Annotated in this window: 18 protein-coding genes and 2 tRNA genes; 13 read left to right on the forward strand and 7 right to left on the reverse strand. The window is 39.2% G+C overall.

What is annotated here, in order from left to right; all coding sequences use genetic code 11:
• Positions 1 to 366: 366 nt before the first annotated feature.
• A complete protein-coding gene (locus AL038_RS10925; protein ID WP_062152747.1) occupies positions 367 to 879 on the reverse strand; it encodes a cache domain-containing protein in 513 nt (170 codons plus the stop codon).
• 416 nt (positions 880 to 1,295) lie between these two features.
• Here AL038_RS10925 and AL038_RS10930 point away from each other — a divergent pair.
• Positions 1,296 to 1,371, forward strand: a tRNA-Lys gene (locus AL038_RS10930).
• A 111-nt stretch (positions 1,372 to 1,482) separates the two neighbouring features.
• Here AL038_RS10930 and ftsX read toward each other — a convergent pair.
• The 4 genes from ftsX to AL038_RS10950 all read right to left on the reverse strand — a co-directional run bounded on the left by ftsX (position 1,483) and on the right by AL038_RS10950 (position 4,829).
• Complete coding sequence (gene ftsX, locus AL038_RS10935) at positions 1,483 to 2,505, reverse strand: permease-like cell division protein FtsX (protein ID WP_083991502.1); 1,023 nt, start codon at positions 2,503 to 2,505, stop codon at positions 1,483 to 1,485.
• Positions 2,506 to 2,596: 91 nt separating this feature from the next.
• A complete protein-coding gene (locus AL038_RS10940; RefSeq protein ID WP_062152748.1) occupies positions 2,597 to 3,025 on the reverse strand; it encodes a hypothetical protein in 429 nt (142 codons plus the stop codon).
• The gene (radC, locus tag AL038_RS10945; protein ID WP_062152750.1) at positions 3,025 to 3,699 is read right to left on the reverse strand and encodes a RadC family protein; all 675 of its coding nucleotides are present in this window, start codon (positions 3,697 to 3,699) and stop codon (positions 3,025 to 3,027) included. The genes AL038_RS10940 and radC overlap by 1 nt, the downstream gene beginning before the upstream one ends.
• 248 nt (positions 3,700 to 3,947) lie before the next feature.
• Positions 3,948 to 4,829, reverse strand: coding sequence for an HpcH/HpaI aldolase/citrate lyase family protein (locus AL038_RS10950; RefSeq protein WP_062152752.1), 882 nt, complete (start codon positions 4,827 to 4,829; stop codon positions 3,948 to 3,950).
• A gap of 374 nt (positions 4,830 to 5,203) precedes the next feature.
• Between AL038_RS10950 and AL038_RS10955 the strand changes: the two genes are divergently transcribed.
• The 7 genes from AL038_RS10955 to rplT all read left to right on the forward strand — a co-directional run bounded on the left by AL038_RS10955 (position 5,204) and on the right by rplT (position 11,705).
• Positions 5,204 to 5,866 (forward strand): energy-coupling factor ABC transporter permease, encoded by a 663-nt coding sequence (locus tag AL038_RS10955; RefSeq protein WP_062152754.1) that lies wholly within the window; start codon positions 5,204 to 5,206, stop codon positions 5,864 to 5,866.
• A 30-nt stretch (positions 5,867 to 5,896) separates the two neighbouring features.
• Entirely contained in the window at positions 5,897 to 8,146 is a 2,250-nt protein-coding gene (locus tag AL038_RS10960; RefSeq protein ID WP_062152756.1) for a CHAT domain-containing protein, read from the forward strand.
• A gap of 129 nt (positions 8,147 to 8,275) precedes the next feature.
• A tRNA-Val gene (locus tag AL038_RS10965) sits at positions 8,276 to 8,350 on the forward strand.
• 154 nt (positions 8,351 to 8,504) lie between these two features.
• Complete coding sequence (gene thrS, locus AL038_RS10970) at positions 8,505 to 10,412, forward strand: threonine--tRNA ligase (RefSeq protein ID WP_062152758.1); 1,908 nt, start codon at positions 8,505 to 8,507, stop codon at positions 10,410 to 10,412.
• A 144-nt stretch (positions 10,413 to 10,556) separates the two neighbouring features.
• Positions 10,557 to 11,117, forward strand: a complete 561-nt coding sequence (gene infC, locus AL038_RS10975; RefSeq protein ID WP_062152760.1) for a translation initiation factor IF-3 — start codon at positions 10,557 to 10,559, stop codon at positions 11,115 to 11,117.
• 17 nt (positions 11,118 to 11,134) lie between these two features.
• Positions 11,135 to 11,332, forward strand: a complete 198-nt coding sequence (gene rpmI, locus AL038_RS10980; protein ID WP_062152762.1) for a 50S ribosomal protein L35 — start codon at positions 11,135 to 11,137, stop codon at positions 11,330 to 11,332.
• Positions 11,333 to 11,345: 13 nt separating this feature from the next.
• Positions 11,346 to 11,705, forward strand: a complete 360-nt coding sequence (gene rplT, locus AL038_RS10985) for a 50S ribosomal protein L20 (protein WP_062152765.1) — start codon at positions 11,346 to 11,348, stop codon at positions 11,703 to 11,705.
• A 292-nt stretch (positions 11,706 to 11,997) separates the two neighbouring features.
• Here the strand turns inward: rplT and AL038_RS10990 are convergent, their stop codons facing one another.
• Together AL038_RS10990 and AL038_RS10995 are read right to left on the reverse strand one after the other, a co-directional pair.
• Positions 11,998 to 12,612, reverse strand: a complete 615-nt coding sequence (locus AL038_RS10990; protein WP_062152767.1) for a chemotaxis protein CheC — start codon at positions 12,610 to 12,612, stop codon at positions 11,998 to 12,000.
• A gap of 2 nt (positions 12,613 to 12,614) precedes the next feature.
• Positions 12,615 to 12,971, reverse strand: a complete 357-nt coding sequence (locus AL038_RS10995; RefSeq protein WP_062152769.1) for a response regulator transcription factor — start codon at positions 12,969 to 12,971, stop codon at positions 12,615 to 12,617.
• A gap of 264 nt (positions 12,972 to 13,235) precedes the next feature.
• On the opposite strand from AL038_RS10995, the gene AL038_RS11000 reads away from it, so the two are divergent.
• The 5 genes from AL038_RS11000 (at position 13,236) to pip (ending at position 17,258) form a co-directional block, all read left to right on the forward strand.
• The gene (locus tag AL038_RS11000; protein WP_101539242.1) at positions 13,236 to 13,970 is read left to right on the forward strand and encodes a nuclease-related domain-containing protein; all 735 of its coding nucleotides are present in this window, start codon (positions 13,236 to 13,238) and stop codon (positions 13,968 to 13,970) included.
• A gap of 18 nt (positions 13,971 to 13,988) precedes the next feature.
• Complete coding sequence (locus tag AL038_RS11005; protein WP_062152773.1) at positions 13,989 to 14,402, forward strand: cyclic nucleotide-binding domain-containing protein; 414 nt, start codon at positions 13,989 to 13,991, stop codon at positions 14,400 to 14,402.
• Positions 14,403 to 14,442: 40 nt separating this feature from the next.
• Positions 14,443 to 15,423 (forward strand): S49 family peptidase, encoded by a 981-nt coding sequence (locus AL038_RS11010; RefSeq protein ID WP_062152775.1) that lies wholly within the window; start codon positions 14,443 to 14,445, stop codon positions 15,421 to 15,423.
• 85 nt (positions 15,424 to 15,508) lie between these two features.
• Positions 15,509 to 16,231, forward strand: a complete 723-nt coding sequence (locus AL038_RS11015; protein ID WP_145917094.1) for a hypothetical protein — start codon at positions 15,509 to 15,511, stop codon at positions 16,229 to 16,231.
• 37 nt (positions 16,232 to 16,268) lie between these two features.
• A complete protein-coding gene (gene pip / locus AL038_RS11020) occupies positions 16,269 to 17,258 on the forward strand; it encodes a prolyl aminopeptidase (protein WP_062152778.1) in 990 nt (329 codons plus the stop codon).
• Positions 17,259 to 17,282: the final 24 nt, after the last annotated feature.

Consider the following 17,282-nt stretch of genomic DNA (forward strand, 5'->3'; position numbering starts at 1 on the left):
AGACAAACATTAAACCATGAGTAACACCACTGAAAGCAGTAGTCTTTATACTATTTTTGCAAGCGTTCTCATTAACGCTTAATTTGTTTAGCACTATAGCTAACGCACTTTAAAATGATTATTGTAGGGTGGAATAGGCGCAAGCCGTATTCCACAACAGTGCAAGCTTTCTGCATAAACTCAGCTATTTTTGGCGTTTTATGGTGGAATACGCTACGCTATTCCACCCTACATTAAGCTGCTTTTTAAGTTGCGTTAGCTATACCTAAATTTTTATCATTGAATAAAGAATAGTCGAATAAAAAATAGGCTAACTGTTTAAAACAGCTAGCCTATTTATTTGCAAAAGCTAATTTGGTTTAAAAATTAGAGTTTGCCATTTAAACCATCAACGGTTGCCGCGTCATCATAAATACCCGCGCCGACTTGAATGGTAGAGCCTTCAATCGCGTGAGCATAAGAGAACTTCTTGAAAACGCCTTCTACACCCGGTTTGGTCCATTGATATTCAACCCAACCACCTTTAGCACCTTCGCCAGCAGCACACAGTTCTTTGAACAGTTCTTTGGCGTTTTCTTTCGCTTTATCTTTCATTGCTAAAACGGGTTGACCGACTAATGCAGGGGCCATTGGATGAGCAACCATCTTGTCGCCTTTACAATCGTAAGCAAAGACATAGGTGTCTTTCCATACAAACTTGCCGTCTTTCTTGTTTAACTCGGCTAAACCTGCGGTTGCATCTTTGGCTAATTCAGCAGCAGCTTCTTTGACTTTGGCAACCACTTCATCAGATGTTGCAACGTCAGCAGCAAAAACAGTGCTCACACCGAAACTGAACACAACACCAGCAGTTAAAGCGGCAATTTTGGTCAACTTCATAAAATTCTCCTTTGAGATGCTTATTATTGATTGTAATTGTGAACAACGCTTATCAATACGATAAGTGGGTTTTATTGTACGGATAAATTTCCAGAAAAGAAATAGGCTTATAACAATGTTTCACATAAGTTTTTTTTATCTGAAATATCCTTGACTTTAATATTAGACTTTGCTTATTTGCATGGTAATGATTTTTTAGCCATTATTCGCATTGATATTTATCAATTTTTTAAAAATTAATATAAAAATACAGTCGTTTTTTTTATAAAGTGCTAAGTATTATTTTTTCAAAAAATCCGAATGATAGCCGATTCAGTCGAGTCCATTTTAAGCGGTTCTTTAGAATCTATTTGTTAGAAATAATTTATTTTAGACTTGCTATTTTCTAAAAACGTCCTATAATAGCTAGCTTCTTAGGGTCGTTAGCTCAGTCGGTAGAGCAGCGGACTTTTAATCCGTTGGTCCCGCGTTCGAATCGCGGACGACCCACCAACAGAATACCAAAAAAGACCAAGTTTCATTGAAATTTGGTCTTTTTTTTTGCCTATTATCCAAGAATAACGTTAAGAAAAAGTAATGGTGTAAAGTGCCGCCATTGATATTTCAATGCGGTTGTATCTCCCGTAAATGTCGTCCAACAGCTAGCCATGCACCCATTAAACCCAAAAAAATACTGACTAACCACAATTTGAAGGTTGTGAATAGGTCTAATGTAATCAGTTGAAATTCGCTGTGATATAAGCTAACCAGTGATTTTACAGGGGCTTGTAAAAAAGCAAATGCTATTGTAATCAATAACCATGCGATAATCCCACCTGCTAGTCCATACCAAAATCCACCATATAAAAAGGGACGACGAATAAAAGCATCCGTTGCACCAAATAGTTTATTAATTTCAATTTCATCACGTCGGTTTTCAATTGATAAACGAATGGTGTTGCCAATAACTAATAAAACGGTCAACGCCAACAAGCTGCCTAAAACCCAGACGCTACGTTGAACTATTGCCATCATTGCAAATAGGCGTGCTAGCCATTGCATGTCATATTGCGCTATATCAACTTCAGGTAATGCCCGTAAGCTATTCAGTAAATTATCATCATTGGCTGATAGTTCGGTATTTGCGTTTATTTGTGGTGTCGTTTGCACCACAATCACTGCGGGTAATGGATTTGAATCTAAGGCGTTAATAGCATCCGCAAAGCCTGATAACTCGCGGTATTCATTAAGGGCTTCTGCACGACTGATAAAGCGTAAATTTTGTACACCTTCGCGTTGATAAATTTCTTCTGCAAGGGCTTGGGCGCGGGTGTCGTCAATTTCGGGTTTTAAAAATAGGGAAATCTGTGCTGTACCACCCCATTCTTGACTAATATGTCGTGCATTTTCGAGTAGCAAATATAAGCCAGTCGGGAGGGCTAATGCGATGCCTAAGACGGCAGCGGTCATTAAGCTTGCTAACGGTGTGCGGGCAAGTTGTCCTAAACTGGAAAAAAGTACATATAAATGATTAGCTAACCATGCATTATGAATCTCTGGTTCTGTCGGTTTTGCTTTTTTAGGACGGGTGGTTATCGGGGGAGAAGGCTGGCGGGTTGTGCGGGTGGCGGAAGTAGGACGTTTCATTGGGAAGGGTTGATTCTAAAAGATAACTTAAAAAAGTGGTTGCTATCAATAAAGAAGATTCAAATTGTTTTTGAACCTTCTTCATTGTTAGTTATGGGAATCCAAAATACACTTTTAACTGGTAGTAAAAATCCTCTGCTGAAAAATCAGGTGGTTGCGCACCTTGTTTTAGCGGTTCAGAGAAAAAATCGGCTTCCCACAGTTCAGGTGTGCCTTCTACTTTCTCCCAGCCAACCGTAACGTTATAGGTCAGGGCACGAACCAGATTCCCTTCTTTCCAATGTTCATAAAATAGCTGTTCTTTATCTGGTTCTAAACCAAAATATTGCGCATTGGTTTTGAGTTCGTTGGAAAGCCTTTTTAAATTGGTGGGAACAACATTTGCCTCTTTACCTTTTGTTGCACGGGCGTATTTATAATCGAGGTCGGTTGGTATTTCTCCCCCATATTCTTTTTGTAGCCATGCTAAATCTTGTTCTCCATTATTCAAGCGTACATATACGACACTGAATCCAGACATTACATTAATCCTCGTTCTGCTAGAGATACACTATAACCATCGCCAATCACGATATGATCTAATACTCTAACATCAATAAACTCCAAAACTTCTTTCAAGCGGTGTGTAATTGTTATATCTGCGTGACTTGGTTCAGCTACCCCTGATGGGTGATTATGGGCAAAAATAACCGCTGCTGCATTATGTTCTAAGGCTTTTCTCATGACTTCACGCGGATAAATATTTGCACTGTCAACCGTTCCAAAAAACATTTCATCAAATCTAATCACTCGGTTTTTACTGTCTAAAAATAAACAAGCAAATACTTCTTGAGGATTGCCACCAATTGCAGTTAATAAGTAATTGCGGGTTATTTCTGGATCAGACATAACATCTCCTCTTTGCAAGCACTGGCTAAGATAACGCTTACTTAGTTCTAAACAGGCTTGTAATTGTACGTATTTGACTGTTCCTAATCCATTTGCTTGGCAAAAACGCCCAATTTTCGCGCCTAATAAACTGCGCAAATCACCAAACTCTTTAAGCAGGGCTTGGGCTAAGTCTAAAGCACTTTTTCCTTTAACACCTGTGCGCAAAAAAATGGCAAGCAGTTCCGCATCTGTTAGGGCTTGTGCCCCTTTTTGTAACAGTTTTTCACGCGGACGGTTTTCCTCATCCCAATCTTTAATGCTCATTTTTAGAGTTCTCGTAGAGAAAACAGGCTGAATTTTTTAAATTGTTATTCTCAAAACTCGTTATATTATCGCTTAATTCATCAGAGATTTTATGATTTTTTCTACGTACTTTATAAAAACTAACAAAATAACAGGTTGATGACGGTGTTTAATTAATGCCGTGATGTGTTTCATCACAACGACCTTGCGAATGAATTCGTGCTTAATTACTGGTTGTTTTATAAGCTATTTTTTAGCAATATCAACGATTATATGGTTTGACCATGCCGTTCTTTGATTGCCCCAGCTAAAGCGAGAATTCTTTGTGATTCTTCATAGTGTAGATTTTCAACCAACTTGCCATTAACCACCACCACGCCTTTGCTTGCTTGACGGGCTTCTTCCCATGCGTGTATCACTTCTTGAGCATGATTAATTTCTGCGCCACTGGGGGAGAAAATTTGATTAGCAATATCAACTTGTTTGGGATGAATCAATGTCTTACCATCAAATCCCATATTACGTCCTTGTTCACAAGCAACACAAAATCCTGCTTCATCATCTAAATTTAGATAAACCCCGTCTAAAATTTCTAAGCCATTCGCTCGGGCGGCTAACACACATAAACTTAGTGGCACTAACATGCCAATACGGTCAGCCGTATGTTTTGCCCGTATTTCTTTAGCTAAATCAGATGTTCCCATGACAATGCCTGCTAACCGTGGGTGCGTGGCAATACTGGCAATATTCAACATACAGGCTGCCGTTTCTGCCATTATCCAAATAGGGAGTTGTTCTGATGCACCTGCTGCGTTCAATTGGTCAATAGAATCATTAATCTGTTGTAGATTATCAATTTTGGGTAATAAAATGCCATCTATGGGTAATTTAGCAATTGCATATAAATCATCTTTGCCCCATGCCGTATCTAAGCCATTTACTCTAACAATGATTTCTCGTTTACCATAACCGCCTTCGTTCACCGCTGTAACAATCTGTTCACGGGCTTGTGCTTTAGCATCAGGGGCTACAGCATCCTCCATGTCTAAAATTAAGCTATCTGCGGGTAACATACGGGCTTTTTCCAATGCGCGCGCATTAGCACCCGGCATATATAACATGGAACGACGAGGGCGTAAGGGAAAGTGCATGAGTTAATCTCCTTTGAGGGTGATACGACATCTTGTAAGCGCGCATTTTAACCCCTGTATGATTTTTGCGTTAGCATTTGATAGTAACTATATATATTTATAGTAAATTTTATTATTAACCGTTTTTTTGCAAAAATGAATGGGCGTTAAGATAAAAGGGAGATAACACGGCTATCAGGGAATATTGTTCGCCCCCTTTACCAAGAGGCTGTTATTTTAGTGATGTGTGTCTGAGCCAGCGTTTTCGGACACCAACAATCTTGAAAATCCTAATTCAGACACGTTTTAATTTTGTGTAAGAAAATGGATAAAACCGCTTGAAGTAGTCGCATCCGTGCTATTTTTGCAAAGTTATTATTTTAAGGACTGCATTTATGAATTTTTCTGTAGAATTAATGCCTTTAGAGTGGTTATGGCTGGGGCATATTGTGTATTTTGTCATCTTGATTCGAGCCTGTTGGCAGGCAGCTTGGTGGCATTTATGGGACAACAAGGATACCCATGTTTTATTTGCGAGTTGTTTAATTTTATGGCTTTTATGGCTAATGCGTGCAGGCATTACACCGGGAATGGAATTTCATTTTTTGCTGGTCACAACGGTTACTTTAATGTTTGGTTGGCAATTTGCAGTTATCTGCGCCAGTATTGCTCAGTTAGGTGTTACCCTGATGGGACAAGCTGAATGGGGGAGTTTTTCGCTAAATGTTTTATGCAATGGCGTAATTCCTGCGTTAGCGACTTATCTCATTTACTGGATAACCTATTATTTATTTCCCAAGCATTTTTTTGTCTATATTTATGTTTGTGCTTTTGCAGGTGGGGCATTAGCCATGTTATTCAGTCGATTATCAGGGTTAGGTATTTTATTACTCAGCCAAACTTACACGATGACAGACTTAGGTGAACAACCCTTATTTATTATTGTTATGTTGTTTCCTGAAGCCTTTCTTAATGGTGCTGTTGTTACATTATTGGTTACTTTTCGCCCACAATGGATAGGTAGTTTTAATGACGATGTGTATTTACGCGGAAAATAATTAACTGCTTGCATTCACAAAGGATTTATTATGTGCCGTTTTCTATATATTTTACTTTTAAGCTTTGGATTTTGGACAAATAGTTATGCACTTGCTGAAGATTGGCAAGAAAATGGGCAAACGGCTTTTCAAGCAGGACAGTTTGAAGAGGCAGTACAACAGTGGGAATTAGCATTATCTGCGTTATTACAAGAAAAACAAACATTAGCGGCCATTGATACAGCATTACAATTGAATTATGCCTATCAAGCTTTAGGGTTATACCAAACGGCAAATGATACTTTGCATAAAGTGTTGGATTTAGCCAAACAAAGTAATGACGCTGAACGTTATGCCTTAGTATTAAATCAATTAGGAATGTTATATCTCGCTAATCGTGAAATTTCTCAAGCCAGTGAATTAGTAACTGAAAGCGTTAATCTTGCCCGCCCTTTAAATAACCCTGCATTATTGGCAGAATTATTAAACAATTTGGGTAATGTCTTTGCACTACAACAAGATTATTTACATGCGTTAGAAATTTATCAGGAAAGTGCATTACTAGCAGAGCGAAGTGGCGATAATTTATTATTAGCAAATGTTTTAAATAATCAAATTCAGTTGTACATTGAGCAGAAAAACTTTAATGATGCACAAGTGTTATTTGAAAAAGCCTTAAAAATTAATGCATCACTGCCTGATAATTATGATAAAGCATTTAATTTAATTACCTTAGGACAACTAGCGCAATCTAGCAATGAACGTCTGCTTGCTTATCAACGTTATACAGAAGCCCTTACGCTTGCTAATAAATTGAGCAATAACCGTATTTCTGCATACGCACAAGGCTATATGGGCGAGCTTTACGTACAAGAAGCGCGTTATTCAGAGGCAGAACAATTATTTAATCAAGCAATTTTTCTCGCACAAAAGCAGAGCGCGCCCGATTTACTCTATTACTGGCAATGGCAGAAAGCGCGTTTATTAAAAAGGCAAGGGCGCACTGAAGAAGCCATCGCTATTTATCAACAAGCCATTGAAACCGTACAACCTATTCGTGCCGCATTAAATAGTGGTTATCGTACACATAGCGAAGCCTCACGCCAAAGTGTGCGCTTAATGTATTTTGAATTAGCCGATTTACTCTTACAAAAAGCCGATACCACGACAGATGAAAAACCACACACTGCCTATTTAACCCATGCCAGAGATACCGTTGAGTTATTAAAAGCAGCGGAATTACAAGATTATTTTCAAGACGATTGTGTAACCAACGCGAAAACTAATATTACCGAAAGTAAACCCCTAACCAGCAGAACAGCTATTTTATATCCCATTGTTTTACCAGAACGTTTAGTTTTATTAGTCACACTGCCAAATAGCTTGAAACAAACCACGGTTGATGTGACTGAAGCCCGTTTAGGAGAAGAAGTAAATAACTTTCGGACAAATCTTGTTACACGTACCAATCGGCGTTTTTTTGTGCAAGCTCAACAGCTTTATGATTGGCTAATTCGTCCAATAGAAGCCAATTTACAGGCAGCGAATATTGATACCATTGTTGTCGTTCCTGACGGTATTTTACGCACTATTCCACTAGCACCATTATTTGATGGTAAACAGTTTTTAATCGAACGCTATGCACTCGCAACCACACCGGGGATTAATTTAACTGACCCAAAACAAATCAATTGGCAAAAACCTAATGTATTGCTCAATGGCTTGTCTAAGAGCGTGCAAGATTTTTCCCCCTTGCCTAATGTACCTGAAGAAATTAACAAATTAAAACAGGTATTAAGCACAGACCAAGTATTAGAAGATGACGCATTTTTATTAGGCTCATTAAGCGATAAACTCAAAAACACACCTTATTCTGTCATACATATCGCCTCACACGGACAATTCGACGCAGACCCACAAAAAACTTTTTTACTCACATTTGACGGAAAACTAACCATAGACCGCCTAGAACAACTGATGCGTTTAAGCCAATGGCGTAAAGAACCTGTTGAATTATTAACCTTAAGTGCCTGTCAAACGGCAGTCGGTGATGACCGTGCCGCGCTAGGCTTAGCAGGGATTGCTATTAAAGCAGGTGCAAGAAGTGCGTTAGCCAGTTTATGGTTTGTAGATGACCGTGCAACAGCCGATTTAATGGTTACCTTTTATCAACAATTACAATCGGGCAAAATGTCCCGTGCAAAAGCGTTGCAATATGCACAACAAAAGCTCTTAAAACAAGGTGCATCACAACATCCCGCTTACTGGGCAGCTTTTTTATTAATTGGTAGCTGGCTATAACAACCAAGGGCGATGCAACTCGCCCCACACTTTTCAGCCAATTACATCAAGCCAAAAAAATATTCTAATATTGTTAAAATTTTCTTGACGAAGGCAGATTAGTTTACTACTATATCGGCTTCAAACAGTAGGCGCGTAGCTCAGTGGTAGAGCATCACCTTGACATGGTGGTGGTCGGTGGTTCGAACCCACTCGTGCCTACCAATTTTTATCCCCCACAATTTATAGTTTAAGATAATTTACTTATCCGATACTATCGCTATAATTAATTCCAATATCCCATAACGTAATGACAACTTACTAATATTGTTATTATCGTTTGACTGTTGTTCAATTATCCTACACATGTGCTCACACTATGCTCAACATTACCTTACCTGATGGTAGTCAACGTCAATTTGACCGCCCTGTGACGGTGGCAGAAATAGCCGCCAATATTGGTGCAGGACTTGCGAAAGCTGCGCTTGCTGGCAAAGTAAACGGACGCTTAGTGGACACTACTACAACAGTCGAGACCGATGCAGACGTTGCGATTATTACCGAGCGTGACCCAGAAGGGTTAGAAATTATTCGCCATTCTTGTTCACATCTTATGGCGCAAGCGGTAAAACAATTATATCCAGAAACACAAGTTACCATTGGTCCTGTGATTGATGATGGCTTTTATTATGATTTTGCAAGAGAAAAACGTTTCACGCCTGAAGATTTAGATAAAATTCAGGCAAAAATGGAAGAAATTGTAGAAAAAGATTACCCGCTCATCCGCTCATTAATGCCCCGTGACGAAGCGGTACAGTTTTTCCGTGACATGGGTGAGGCATATAAAGCAGAAATCATTGCGTCTATCCCCTCTAATGAACCTATCTCTTTGTATCGTCAAGGGGATTTCATTGATTTATGTCGTGGTCCACATGTGCCAAGCACAGGTAAACTAAAAGCCTTTAAACTCATGAAATTAGCAGGAGCTTATTGGCGTGGCGATTCGAATAATGAAATGCTCCAACGGGTTTATGGGACGGCATGGGCGAAGAAGAAAGACTTAGATGACTATTTACACCGTTTAGAAGAAGCCGAAAAGCGCGACCATCGTAAACTAGGGAAACAACTGGGTTTATTCCATATCCAAGAAGAAGCCCCCGGTATGATTTTTTGGCACGATAAAGGCTGGACCTTATATTTAGAAGTGCAACAATATATTCGTCGGGTGTTGCGAAAAAACGGTTATCAAGAAGTCCATACCCCCCAAATTGTCGACCGTTCTTTATGGGAACGTTCTGGACACTGGGAAAAATTTCGGGAAGGCATGTTTACCACCCATTCCGAAAATCGGGATTATGCCATCAAGCCTATGAACTGCCCGTGTCATATTCAGATTTTTAATCAAGGCTTAAAAAGTTACCGCGATTTACCCCTACGTCTTGCCGAATTTGGCTCTTGCCACCGTAATGAACCCTCTGGAACATTACATGGTTTGATGCGGATACGTAACTTTGTACAAGATGATGCACACATTTTCTGTACCGATGAACAAATTCAGAGCGAAGTATCAAACTTCATTGATTTAGTTTATAAAGTTTATGCTGATTTTGGTTTTAACGACATTATCATCAAACTCTCTACCCGTCCTGCACAACGGGTGGGTAGTGATGCCGATTGGGATAAAGCTGAAAATGCCTTAGCCATTGCCCTGCAAAATAAAGGCTTAGCCTTTGATTTACAACCGGGGGAAGGCGCGTTTTATGGTCCTAAAATTGAGTTTTCACTTAAAGACTGTATTGGACGCGTTTGGCAATGTGGCACGATTCAAGTAGATTTCTCCATGCCCGGTCGCTTAAGTGCTGAATACGTTGCTGCGGATGGTAGTCGTCAAGTTCCTGTGATGCTACATCGTGCAATTCTCGGTTCATTTGAACGCTTTATCGGTATTCTGATTGAAGAACATGCGGGTATTTTCCCCTTATGGCTCGCCCCCACACAAGTTGCTGTCATGAGTATTACAGACCAGCAAGCAGAATATGTTCTCCAAATAACAGAACAGTTAAATCAACAAGGTTTCCGCGCAATTAGCGATACCCGTAACGAAAAGATTAACCTCAAAATCCGTGAAAATACGCTACATCGCGTTCCTTACCTCTTAGTTGTTGGCAATCGGGAAATGGAAAATCAACAAGTTGCTATGCGGACCCTGAAAGGTGAAGATAAAGGCGCGATGTCGTTAGCCAGTTTTACACAACTGCTCGCGGCAGAGGTTGCACAATATCGGTAATAGTGAACACTTATAAGCAGTAGGCGAGTGACAATGCAATGTTAATTTTGTGCATGTCACTCGCGTATTTATTAAATTTACGCTATGCTATAGAGTCTTTACGTCTCATTTACTGAGCCGTTTTAAGAACGAATAAAGTGTTTAATGACTTCGGAGGGTTGTTTCATCGCAACGGAAAAGGATAAACAAACGCGCTTAAACGAGCAGATTACTGCTCCAAAAGTACGTTTAATTGACGCAGAAGGTAATCAAGTCGGAATCGTTTCGATTCGGGACGCGCAACAACTCGCAACTGACGCGGAATTGGATTTGGTGGAAATTGTTCCCAATGCTAAACCACCCGTTTGTCGCGTTATGGATTATGGCAAGTTCTTATTTGAACAAAATAAGAAACGTCATACTGCGAAGAAAAAACAAAAACAGGTGCAGATTAAGGAAATAAAATTCCGTCCCGGCACTGACGAAGGGGATTATCAGGTAAAACTACGCAACCTGATACGTTTCCTAGAAGATGGCGACAAAGCCAAAGTCACCCTGCGGTTTCGTGGGCGTGAACTTTCCCATCAGGAATTGGGAATGAAACTGCTAAAACGTGTAGAACAAGACCTAACAGAACTAGGAATTGTTGAACAACACGCGAAAATGGAAGGTAAGCAGATGGTGATGATTGTCGCTCCCAAAAAAGCACAACAAACTTCCTCATGAATGCGGAGTAGTAGAGTATGCCTAAACTAAAATCTCACAGTGGCGCGTCTAAACGGTTTAAACGCACTGCTTCAGGTGGCTTTAAACATGGTCAAAGTCATCGTCGTCATATCCTGACGAAAAAAACTACTAAACGTAAGCGTCAATTACGTCATCCTACACTGGTACACGAGTCAGATGTACCAATGTTAAATCGTTTATTACCTTTCGCATAAGGAGTAGAACAACATGGCAAGAGTTAAACGTGGTGTTACTGCCCGTGCAAGACACAAAAAGGTTTTAAACGCCGCTAAAGGTTATCGTGGTTTTCGTAAAAATGTTTATCGCGTTGCGAAACAAGCTGTTACCAAAGCTGGGCAATATGCGTACCGTGACCGTCGGCAACGTAAACGTCAGTTCCGTGCATTGTGGATTGCGCGTATCAACGCGGCTGCCCGTGAGTTAGGATTGTCCTATAGCCGTTTCATCAATGGCTTACACAAGGCGGGGATTGAGGTTGATCGTAAAATGTTGGCAGAATTAGCCGTCTTTAATAAAGACGCTTTCAAAGCAATTGCTGAGAAAGTAAAAGGTTGTTTAGCCGCATAAACCGTTTTGTAAAGACTCTCTACAGCGATTTCTTAGCTAAAGAGGGTCTTTAATCCATATAAAACCCATTTAAAATCTCTAAAAATAACGATATATCTAGTTTTTAAGCATTTAAATACAATGTCCGCCGTGCGTATTCAATCGCCTCAGCTATTGGATAACACATAAATAGCTAAAACCATTTTATCCCCGCCACCGTTTTTATTTCCCGTTATAAGCGTCTAACTCAAGATTTTAAGCGGATTCTACAAGTCTAGTTTATCCTACTACTGCGTTTTTCGTTTCTCAGCGACTAACTTATAAATTGTTGCAAATAAACATTTACTTTTGTCTTTAGCTCTTCAATGGATGATATATCCAAGATAAATGCTACATAACCAATAATATCTTTGGTTTGTAAAGTAAAATCTATCTTTAATAACATAATAATATCCTGCTCTACAGGGATACTACTGTGTAACACATCAACAGCAGAACCAATAGAAAAAGTAGGTAATTCATTAATTAACTCATGCCCTAAAATATTGGCAAAACTCCCAAGACAAGAATTAAGAATAATATTTCCCACTTCCATCATCGCATCCTGTTCCAACTCCCGTAAAGTCTCTAAAGGCAACGCTTGTTTAATAATAGCAAGGGTTAAATCAATACTTTTTTCCTGAGGAAATAACAAAATAGCCTCCCCCCAGAACGAACCATGAAACCGCTGTTTAATGGCCGTAATTTGCTGCTCGGGCGTGCTATTAATGCTATGGGCTGCAGATTGACGTGAGACTAGCTCAATATTAGGAACGGACAATTTTACTTCAGCATCCACCATCGCACTTAAAGAGGCGGCCGCTTGTCCCATTCCAATATTGAGCAGTTCTGTAATAACATCAATTTCTAATTCAGAGAGTTGAATCATTTTCAATTTTGTAAAAAATTTAGAATTTTTTCTTCCGTAATGGGTTTAGAAATAAACTGAATACCCATTAAATGGGCTTTTTGTCTGACCATTTCCTGAATATTTGCGGTTAACAAACCAATTTTTGCCTGCGGGTATTTTTCAAGTAATTTAGATGCTAATAATAAACCATCCATACCGGGCATATTTAAATCTAAAGTAGCAATATCAACAGGATGTGATTCCGTTTTGCTTAAGGCTTCATCCCCATTGCTCGCTTCAATAATCTCTGCTTGTGGATTTGCTTGATTGATAATGGCACGAATTAACATTCTGGAAACGCGACTGTCATCTACTACTAAGATCGTTTGTGATGTCATTTTAAAATCCTAACTTTTAAGACTTAGTAAAAACTGAAAATAATAGATAGTATAAAGTAGCAGGGTTATTTTTGGTATTTTTGTTAATAAAATTGTATTTGTAAAAGAAAAACAACATACCCGACCTGCTGAAAAGAACGTAAAATGCGTATAATACCTGTTACCATGATAAATTTTTTTCCTAACTAACTGAAAAATATTCAAAATAAATGTATTGTTAAGGATGACAGCATGAATGGGTTTATTCTTTTGGGTGTCTTGCTTATGGCTTTTTTTCTTCTATTCGCCGTAATCAACTTTTTAAAATCCGCTTTTTTTAAAGGCATCACAGGTGAGGCACAAGTCAATTCTGCAATTAGATGTCATCTTGATAAAAAAAGCTATTTTTTAATAAAAAATATTACCTTACCCATCGATAGTCGAACCACTCAAATAGACCATCTTATCGTGTCACCTTTTGGCATATTTGTGATTGAAACTAAAAATATGCGTGGCAATATTTATGGCAAAGAAGAAGATAAACTGTGGACACAACAGCTTAATAAAACACACTACACCTTTCAAAACCCGCTTCATCAAAATTATAAACACGTAAAAACCTTAGAAACATTACTTGATATTGATATTAAGAAACTACACTCTTTAATTGTATTTATTGGGAAAAGTACCTTTAAAACACCTATGCCAAAAAATGTAACGCAAGGTATTGCATTTATTGACTTTATTAGACGTAAAAAAACGCGCTGTTTTACGGATACTGAAATAACCGATATTTTGCATCGGATTGAAAACAGTCGGTTAAGCCCTTCTCTAAAAACACACCGCAATCATATAAAAAATATTGACGCTTTAAAAACAGAAAAACCAACAGCAATGAATTGTCCAATCTGTGGTAATATCATGATATTACGCACAACACAGCAAGGAAAAGCCCAAGGTAAACAATTTTGGGGATGTTCCCACTTTCCAACCTGTAAAACCATCGTCAATATTTCTTGAATGTAGTGGATAGTCATTATGTTATTAACTTTAGAAAAAGTTATTATTCTGAAAACCGTTAATATATTTTCAGAAATTCCTGAAGAATATTTGGTCGAGCTTGCTTCCAGTGTTGAACAAATTCGGGTTAAAGCAGATGAAATTATTTTTAAAAAGGGCGATTTAGGCTCATCTATGTACATCATCGTTGCGGGAAAAGTTCGTATTCATGATGGTGATAAAGAAATTACGATGTTAGCTGACCGAGAGGTATTTGGCGAATTAGCGGCACTAGACCCAGAACCGCGCTCTGCAACAGTCACCGCCCTAGAGGACACTACTTTATTTCGTGTCAATGAAAGTATGTTATATGAATTAATTACAGAACGAACAGAAGTTGCACGCGGTATTATTCGTGTGCTTTGTCAGAGGTTGCGGACAACTTCAGGTTAGTTTGTTGTTTTATTTTTTTTATTTATTAAGGGTTCATAATATGGCAACTGAAAACGACTCTAAACCCGATAATTGGGAACGTGATGCCTTAACCCGTTTGGCATTTGCGGCAGTTAATGAACAACGTCGCGCTCGTCGCTGGCGGATTTTTTTTACTTTTTTGTTCTTTCTATATGCTATTTCGGTTACTTTTTTAGTCAATCCGCATATTTTAGATACTTGGATTGCTGAAGATGAAGATATTATTGTTGGTGGTGATAAACACACGGCACTGATTGAAATTGAAGGGGCGATTACGGCAGACAGTAAAACTAATGCGGATAATATTATCACAGGGTTACGAAATGCCTTTAAAGATAAAAAGACCGTGGGGGTTATTTTACGCATCAATAGCCCCGGTGGTAGTCCTGTCCAATCTGGCTATATCTATGATGAAATTAAGCGATTACGCAAAAAATACCCTGAGATTCCGTTATATGCTGTCGTTGTAGATTTATGTGCATCGGGTGGTTATTACATCGCTTCTGCGGCGGACAAAATTTATGCGGATAAAGCCAGTTTAGTGGGTTCTATTGGTGTCGTCCTCAATGGCTTTGGATTTGTAAATACCCTAGATAAGTTAGGGGTGGAGCGTCGTTTATATACCGCAGGTGACCATAAAGGCTTTTTAGACCCATTTTCTCCTGAAAACCCTGTGGAAGTTGAACATATTAAGAAAACCCTAAGTCAAGTACATGAGCAATTCATTAATATGGTTAAACAAGGACGAGGGGAACGTTTAAAATATCAAGAACATCCTGAGTTATTTTCGGGATTAATCTGGACAGGGGAACAGGGTATTGAACTGGGTTTAGTGGATGCGTTAGGAAGTAGCAGTTATGTCGCCCGTGATATTTTTAAAGCGGAGAAACTGGTAAATTTTACGCCACATAACACGCTGGTTGAGCGGTTTGCAGAGCGGTTTGGTGCAAGTGCAGGCGGGGCTGTTTGGGAAAGCCTACAAAATATGAACTTAAAATAAGATGAATTATTATAGGGGCGATGCCAAGCGTACCTATAATAATATCCTCATAAGTAAGAAAAACACTTTTCGCGATATGACAGATATGGTTATATTTAGATATTCTTTTTTATGGTTATTTCTATTAAATGTCCCGCTAGTCAGCATGGCCGAAACGGTATCCATTGTGCCTACTGTTTTTTATTCTTACCGCAATTTTGAGTATTCGGTGGGCGGAGCGGGTGGTGTAGAAGGGTCGATTAATTCCGTTGGGTTGGGAGTTACCGCTATTTATCAACAGTTTTACGTCGATATTGCAGGCGAAGAAAATCCTAATGCCAGTGAAGAAGAAACGAATAATTTACTTTTTACCAACACGGTTGACTTTGACCGTAATGATGTAGCCTTATCACTCGGTTACGCAATAAATGATTCAATAAGCACTTTTATCGGCTACAAATACGGAAAATCAACGATTACTGCACGTCCTAACTCCCCTTTTGCAGGAGAGGAAATTAGCCTCACAGGATACGGTGCATTTATTGGAGCGGGTGGAGGTTGGTCTGTACGTAATTGGGGTTTTATTTCTTTTAGTGCCGCTTATGCACAGCTTGACAGCACCTATCGTGATTTAACCGTTGATGTTGTTGATGGCAACGCGAGGGGGACGAGTTTGAGCATAAAATGGAAAGCACCACTAACGGAAAATTTTTTTTATGATTTCTCTTTGATTCGTCACGATTATCGCTACAAAGATTTTGAGAAAATTGATTCTGATATTTCTGAACAAATCTTGTCATTACGAGCGGGGTTGTCGTATCGATTCTAAAATTGCTCACCACTGGTTAAAAGGATAATAAATATAAATGGATAATACATCCCCTTCTGAACTCTATCCTCCCCTAGAACCTTTTGCGATACATCATGTTGCTGTGGGGGAGGGACATACGCTTTATGTTGAGGAATGTGGCAACCCGCAGGGGATTCCTGTGGTGTTTTTGCATGGTGGTCCGGGGTCTTACTGTAAGGCGCAACACCGCTCTTTTTTTAATCCGCAACATTATCATATTATTCTTTTTGACCAACGGGGTGCGGGACGTTCCACACCGACAGGTAACGTTAGAGCCAATACAACACAACATTTGTTGGCTGACATGGAAGTTCTCCGTCAATATTTTCGTATTGAACAATGGCTTATTTTTGGTGGGTCGTGGGGTGCAACGTTAGGCTTGCTTTATGCGATTGAACAACCTAAACGTGTGTTAGGTCTGATTTTACGTGGGACATTTCTCGCGCGATTACGTGATTTATACTGGTTTTATCATCATGATGGCGTTGCACGTCTGTTTCCTGAAGCATGGAATATCTTTGCTCATTGCGATTTTTTACCCAAAATACCTGATAGCTCCCTCATCAGTAAAGTAAATATGTACGATTTATTAGCATGTTATAATTATTTCATGCAGGATAATTCCCCTAAAGCACATCAAGCCGCGCTTGCTTGGTCAAACTGGGCGGGTACTGTCATTAGTATGGGGCAATTTCCTGCCCTAACAGAATCAAGCCCTGAAATACTTCAATCTGCACGGATAGAATGTTACTACATGAATAACTTATGCTTTATTGAAGATGAGCATATTTTAAACAATCTCAACGCATTAACAACAATACCTGCCATTCTAATTCATGGGCAACAAGATTTAGTTTGTCCTTTAGAAAGTGCCTATCAATTACATCAGGTTTTGCCTAACAGCCAACTCACGGTTTTACCCCAGAGTGGACACCTATCCAGCACGCCCGCTATGCTCAGTGCCTTAGTACAAGCCACAGATGAGTTTTCACAAAGACTCCTGTAATACTCTCTCTCATTTAAAAGTAGA

The organism is Beggiatoa leptomitoformis, from assembly GCF_001305575.3.
Lineage (GTDB): Bacteria > Pseudomonadota > Gammaproteobacteria > Beggiatoales > Beggiatoaceae > Beggiatoa > Beggiatoa leptomitoformis.